This window comes from Microbispora rosea (assembly GCF_900156315.1).
GTDB lineage: Bacteria > Actinomycetota > Actinomycetes > Streptosporangiales > Streptosporangiaceae > Microbispora > Microbispora rosea.
In genome coordinates this window covers 1-6,116 of record NZ_FTNI01000065.1, presented here as the reverse complement: position 1 = coordinate 6,116, position 6,116 = coordinate 1, and the positions used below count along the sequence as shown (strand labels likewise).

Below are 6,116 nucleotides of genomic sequence, written 5' to 3'. Positions count from 1 at the left end.
GTTGGGGACGGTGCCGGGGTTGTTGCTGGCCACCGGGCAGATGCTGCCCGTCACCAGCGTGCACCGCCTCGCCCGCACCAGCACCCTCATGCGGCTGGTCATGGACGCCGAGGGGCAGGTGCTCGACATGGGCCGCAAAGTCCGCCTGGCCACCCCCGCCCAACGCAGGGCGATCTTCGCCCGCTACGCCACCTGCTGGATCGACGGCTGCCCACTCCCCGCCACCATGTGCCAGATCGACCACGCCGACAACTGGAGCACCGGCGGACTCACCGACCTGAAGCTGTTGGGCCCGGCCTGCCAGTTGCACAACCGCGACCGCTACCAGCACCCCCACCGCTACACCCGCCGCCAAACCGGCACCGACCGCTGGACCTTCACCTACCACCGCCTCGCAGCCACACGGCTACGGGTGTAGCGGGCCGGGTGACGGCATGGACGTGGTCCCGGCGGTGCCTGGGGTGCGAGGGGTGACATGCCAAAGACACCGTGACGTTCGCGGTTCTCGGGCCCGCCGAGGTTGGGGGCCCAGCTGAGGGTCCAGCTGAGGGTTCAGCGCAAAAAGCGCATCAGCAACCACACAGCACATCGCACCTGCGGGAGAAGAGAGGCGATGCGCGGGGTATGGGACGGATGCGTCGCTTGTGTACAAAAGCAAAGGCAGGTGTGGATCGGATGGGCGACAAGAGGACAGGGAGAACCCGCGTCGTGGCGGTGTCCGCCAGGCGTCTGGCCGTCGCCGCGCTCCTCATCGTGATGCCGAGCGCCGTGGCGGTGCCTCGGGCGCTGGCGGCGCAGGTCTCGGTTGCCGGCCACGTCCCGCAAGGCCAGGGCAAGAAGAGCGAGGGGAAGAAGAACGGGGGCAAGAAGGGCAAGAAGGACAAGGGGAAGAAGGGCAAGGGTCACGGTCACGGTGGAGCCCGCATCGACGCTCGACTCGCCGGTTTCGGGGGTGGCGGTTTCGGCGGTGGGTTCGGTCACGGCGGAGGCGGCGGGGGCACGCAGCGTACGAGCGGCATGAACACCGCCAACGCGCCGACGATCAGCAGTCCGCCGTATCAGCTCAACACGGGGAAGCGCAACGTGAACGCGCCCGCGGGCAACAGCGCCGTCGACTTCGCCGGAGTCCAGCAGGTGTCGAGCGTCAGCGTGTTCACCGACTCTCTCAGCGGCAACTGCAGAGGCGGGATCGAGAACTGTTCGATCAACCAGACCCTGGAGTCCACCGAGAGCAGGGGCGCAGGCATCGGTCGCTGACAGGACACGGGCGTCTCCCTCACGGAAGACGCCCGTCTTTTCAGTGATGCCCGGAGATCAGAGCTCGCCGCTCTCGATCGCCTGCTTGAGGGCCTCCTGCAACTGCTGGTGCGAGGCGGTGCCGTTCGCGGCGACGAAGTCGATCAGCGAGGAGTCCGCCTCGAAGGTGAGGTTCTCCGTGACCCGGGTCTTCCCGCCGGGCAGCGGCGTGAAGTCGATCTTCTGGTGCGTGACCACGTTGGGCTCCGACCAGCTGTCGGTCTCGTAGTAGAACCCGGTCGGGTGGAGGCGCTGCTGCGCGTGGGTCTTGCTGACCACGATCGTGCCCTCGTACGGGATCTCCTCGATCGCCGTGAGGTTGCGGTAGGTCGCCGAGGCGTTCCGCCACTCCTTGTGCGTGACGACCCGCCGCAGGAACGGGTTCTTGCCGATGTGGTTGTTGAAGTCCGAGTACTTGTAGAAGGTCAGCGGCATCGGCGAGTCGATTTCGACCGAGATGCTGTTCGTGACCTGGCTCCGTCCCGAGTCGGGCGCGGGCGGTGTGGTGTCGGTGAAGTGGTAGGTGTCCCAGGCGGTCTGCCACTCGGCGGCGATGTCGGCGTCGCTTTCGGTCGTGTCGGCATTCGCGGGAGCGGACAGGGCGGCGAGGACGAAGGCGGCGGCGAACATCTGGGCCGCGGCCACTCGCAGGATCTTTCTCACGTGTACCTCGAAAAGAGGAGAAATGTACAAGTGATCTTCTATCGCAACCGCAACCCGTTACAGAAGAGGCCATGTCGAATCGTCATGTGCGGGCCGGCCGCAGGAATCGACGATCGTAGTGTGATCGGGATTTGGTGCCGGCCGCCGCGGCGAGCATCGTTGGACTCATGAGCACACCGAACATGCGAGTCAAGGGTTTCGACCATCTGGTGCTGACCGTGGAGGATGTCGAGCGGTCGCTGGCGTTCTACTGCGACGTCCTCGGCCTCGAACCGGTGCGGGTCGACGAGTGGCGGGCCGGGAAGGCGCCGTTCCCCTCGGTGCGGGTGTCGGCGGACACCATCATCGACCTGCTGCGGGGTGACCGCGGCGAGCCGAACGTCGACCACTTCTGTCTGGTCGTCGAGCCGCTGGACTGGCAGGAGGTCATCGATTCCGGCGTCCTCACCGTCATCGACGGACCCGGCCCCCGGTTCGGCGCGCGGGGCGTCGCCACCTCGGTCTACGTGAAGGACCCCGACGGCAACGTCATCGAACTGCGCTGGTATCCCCAGGACAAGGAGGAATGAGCGTTCGGTCGTAATGGTGCGGCGCCGGGGCCCGGGGCTGTCCGATCGCGGTAGATCCGGGTGAGGACGGTCGGAAGAAGGGCTGGTGGCGATGGCCGGGATGGACAAGTTCGCCGACCTGGTGCTTGAGGGCGGCGGCGTCAAGGGCGTGGCCCTGGTCGGTGCGCTGCACGAACTGCACGCCGCCGGCTACCGGTTCGGGCGGGTCGCCGGAACCCGGGTCGCCGGCACCTCCGCGGGGGCGGTGGTGGGAGCACTGGCCGCGGCCGGGATGCGGCCGGAGCGCATGCGCGAGCTCCTGTTCGACGTCGATTACCGCAGGTTCAGGGACGCGTCCGCCGTGGAGCGCGTCCCGCTGGTCGGCGCAGGGTTCTCGCTACTGTCCCTGCTGTTCGAGCGGGGTGTGTTCGAGGGCGACTACGTGCGGGAGTGGCTGGGCAACGAACTGGCCGATCTCGGCGTCGAGACGTTCGACGACCTGGCGCTCGACGACCCCGCGCCGTGGATGGGCGAGGACCAGCGCTACAGCCTGGTGGTGACGGCCACGGACGTCACCCTGGGCCGGCTGGTGCGCCTGCCATGGGACTACCGGAACGTCTACGGCGTGGCGGAGCCGGGTAAGCAGCGGGTGGCCGACGCGGTTCGCGCCTCGATGTCGATCCCCTTCTTCTTCGAGCCCGTCACGATCGCCAATCCCTGCACCGGGCTGGTGTCGACCCTGGTGGACGGCGGGGTGCTGTCCAACTTCCCCATCGACACCCTCGACCGGCCCGACGGGGAGCAGCCGCGCTGGCCCACGTTCGGGGTCAAGCTGCTTCCCGCGTTCCGGGAGGACACGCTCAGGCTGCCCCTCGCCGGGGTTCCCCACCTGCCCGCCCTGCGGCTGCTGACATCCCTGATCGGGACCGCGATCGTCGGTCACGACCAGACGTACCTGGACCAGCCGTGGGTCAGGGCCCGCACCATCCAGGTCGACACCGAGGGCGTGGGGATGGTCGACTTCGACCTCGACGAACGGCGGAAGCTCGACCTCTACCTCAACGGCCGGATGGCCGGGGCGGCCTTCCTGTGCACCTGGAACTGGGACGACTACCGCACCCGCTTCCGTCCCTCGGCGAAAACCAGTGGGCGGAAAACCAGTGGCAGGGGCGAGACGGCCGGCAGTCTACTTGGACCATGATCGTGATCTCCGCCGCCTCTGGCGCGCTCGGCCGCCTCGTCATCGAATACCTGCGCAGCCGTACGGAGGTGGTGGCGGCGGTGCGCGACCCCGGGCGCGCGCCCGAGGGCGTGCCGGCACGCCGCGGTGACTACGACGACCCGGCGAGCCTGCGCGAGGCGTTCGACGGGGCCGCCCGTCTCCTCCTGATCTCCTCTCCGGAGCTCGACACCCCCCGCAGGATCGAGCAGCACCTGAACGCGGTGACCGCCGCCAAGGAGGCCGGCGTCGGCGCGGTCGTCTTTACCAGCTTCCTGGGGGCCGGCGCCGGCACGACCGGCATGACGGAGGCCTATCACGCCACAGAGCAGGCCGTGATCCGCAGCGGCCTGCCGTACACGTTCCTGCGCCACCCCTTCTACAGCGACGCGTTCGTCCCGCGGGTCGTCGAGGGTGAGATCACCAGCAGCACCGGTGGGCGCGGCCTGAACACGGCGTTCCGGTCGGATCTCGCCGAGGCGGCGGCCAACGTGCTGACCGGTGAGGGGCATCTGGGCCGGGCGTACGACTTCACCGGGCCGCTGTGGAGCTATCCCGAGGTGGCCGAGGCGCTCGGCGTGCCCTACCGCGAGGTGCCCGACGCCGGGCCGGGTCCGATGAGCTGGATCAACGCGCAGATACGTGCGGGGCTGCTGGAGCAGCAAACCGACGATCTCGAAGGGGTGCTCGGCCGGCCCGCCGTCACCGTCGCCGCACAAGTCCGAACGATTGCCTTTCCTTGACAACTTTATTTTTCGGTAGCTACTGTGGGGACCACGACGGCGCCGGTGCACAGGCCGGCAGACACAGAGGAGAGCGCCATGCGCATCGTGGTCATCGAGTTCATGAGCCTGGACGGCGTGGTGCAGGCGCCGGGCGGTCCCGAGGAGGACACCGACGGCGGCTTCGCGCACGGCGGCTGGACGCACCCGTTCTTCGACCCGGAGACCGTGGGCGGCGCCTTCAACGACACGGTGAGTAAGGCGGAGGGGCTGCTCTACGGCCGCCGCACCTGGCAGAACATGGCCGCCGCCTGGCCCTCGCGGGCCGGCGACCCGTTCGCCGACCGGATGAACGCGATGCCCAAATACGTGGTGTCCGAGACGCTGAGCGACGACGAGCTGACCTGGAACACCACGCTGATCCCCGGCGACGCGGCCGTCGCCCGCCTCCGCGAACTGCGGGACACGGGCGACGGCGACCTGGTCGTCATGGGCAGCCCGAGCCTCGTGCGCACCCTCCTCCACGAGGGCCTGGTCGACGAGCTCCGGCTGATCGTCATGCCGGTGATCCTCGGCGGCGGAAAGACGATCTTCCCGGGTGACGGCCTGCGGCACAGGCTCGAACTCGTCTCCGCGACCACCGGCGGCACCGGCGTGCAGGTGTGCACCTACCGCCGGGCCGCCGAGTAGCCGGTCAGGGCTTCGCGGGATCAGGGTGTGGTGAGGTCGAAGCGGTTGACGGTGACCGCGCCGCCGAGGGATTGGGTGGCGTAGTTGAAGATGGCGAATCGGTAGCCCATGAAGAACTGCCAGGCGTTGCCCATGGTGAAGGCGGGTCCGAACGAGGTGAAGTTCACTCCGTCGGTGCTGTAGGAGAAGCGGGCCTGGCGGCCGGTGCCGGGGCGGATGTCGGCGTTGACCCGTAGCCAGATCCTGCCGCCGGACACGGAGGTGGAGGCCACCTCGGTGCCGGTGCTGGTGGTCTGCCAGCTGCCGTTCATGGTCAGGTTGTTGGTCGCGACCAGGCGGGTCTGGCCGTTGTCGCGGCGCACCCCGATCCAGGCTGACGAGTCGCGCAGCATCGCCAGTCCGGCCCGGTCGCCGTCGCGCATGGCCGAGTAGTCGAGCTGGATGGTGGCGGTGGAGGACGGGCCCAGGATGCGGTGGGTCAGGGTGTTGCGGGCCGAGTACAGGTCGTTGGTGACGGTGGCGGTCTGCAGGCGCAGTCCGTTGCCGAGGCTGTACTTGCTGGTGTCGGGGTTGTGGTTCCACTCCCATTCGGGGCTGAGCTGGGTGCCGGTGAAGGTGTCGGTCCCGGTGGGGGGTTTCACCTGGCGGGGTGGGCGCGGCACGTTGGGGTAGGGGTAGGAGCCGCCCCAGGAGCCGTTGACGGTCTGCACGGTGGGCCAGCCGTCGGAGGTCCAGGTGATGGGGGCCAGGACGGGGATGCGGCCGCCGGGGTAGGCGTCTTGGAAGGCCATGTAGTACCAGGCGCCGTTTTGGGTCTGGACGAGGCCGCCTTGGTGGGGCACGCCGCCGCCGGAGACCGGGCCGCCCATGTTGAGCAGGACCTGGCGCATCTCATAGGGGCCGAAGGGGCCGTTGGTGGATTTCAGGACGTACTGGCCGTTGGCGGGGCGGGTCAGGAAGATGTAGTAGGCGCCGTTG

Annotated in this window: 8 protein-coding genes; 6 read left to right on the top strand and 2 right to left on the bottom strand. The window is 68.7% G+C overall.

What is annotated here, in order from left to right; genetic code table 11:
- Positions 1-418, top strand: a 418-nt coding sequence (locus BXA11_RS43585) for an HNH endonuclease signature motif containing protein (RefSeq protein WP_159454913.1), incomplete at its 5' end; no start/stop codon positions are given.
- 257 nt (positions 419-675) lie between these two features.
- Entirely contained in the window at positions 676-1,257 is a 582-nt protein-coding gene (locus BXA11_RS40840; protein WP_143734822.1) for a hypothetical protein, read from the top strand.
- 57 nt (positions 1,258-1,314) lie between these two features.
- Here the strand turns inward: BXA11_RS40840 and BXA11_RS40835 are convergent, their stop codons facing one another.
- On the bottom strand, positions 1,315-1,959 hold the full coding sequence (locus tag BXA11_RS40835; protein WP_076443308.1) for a hypothetical protein: 645 nt from the start codon (positions 1,957-1,959) through the stop codon (positions 1,315-1,317).
- 167 nt (positions 1,960-2,126) lie between these two features.
- On the opposite strand from BXA11_RS40835, the gene BXA11_RS40830 reads away from it, so the two are divergent.
- From BXA11_RS40830 to BXA11_RS40815, 4 genes are all read left to right on the top strand, one after another.
- A complete protein-coding gene (locus BXA11_RS40830; RefSeq protein WP_239105346.1) occupies positions 2,127-2,528 on the top strand; it encodes a VOC family protein in 402 nt (133 codons plus the stop codon).
- A gap of 91 nt (positions 2,529-2,619) precedes the next feature.
- Positions 2,620-3,708 (top strand): patatin-like phospholipase family protein, encoded by a 1,089-nt coding sequence (locus tag BXA11_RS40825; protein ID WP_076443306.1) that lies wholly within the window; start codon positions 2,620-2,622, stop codon positions 3,706-3,708.
- Positions 3,705-4,469, top strand: coding sequence for an NAD(P)H-binding protein (locus BXA11_RS40820; protein ID WP_204054140.1), 765 nt, complete (start codon positions 3,705-3,707; stop codon positions 4,467-4,469). The genes BXA11_RS40825 and BXA11_RS40820 overlap by 4 nt, the downstream gene beginning before the upstream one ends.
- Before the next feature lie 78 nt (positions 4,470-4,547).
- Positions 4,548-5,138, top strand: a complete 591-nt coding sequence (locus BXA11_RS40815) for a dihydrofolate reductase family protein (RefSeq protein ID WP_076443305.1) — start codon at positions 4,548-4,550, stop codon at positions 5,136-5,138.
- A gap of 20 nt (positions 5,139-5,158) precedes the next feature.
- Here the strand turns inward: BXA11_RS40815 and BXA11_RS40810 are convergent.
- Positions 5,159-6,116 (bottom strand): glycoside hydrolase family 43 protein (locus BXA11_RS40810; RefSeq protein WP_483237922.1); only part of this gene is annotated, 958 nt, incomplete at its 5' end.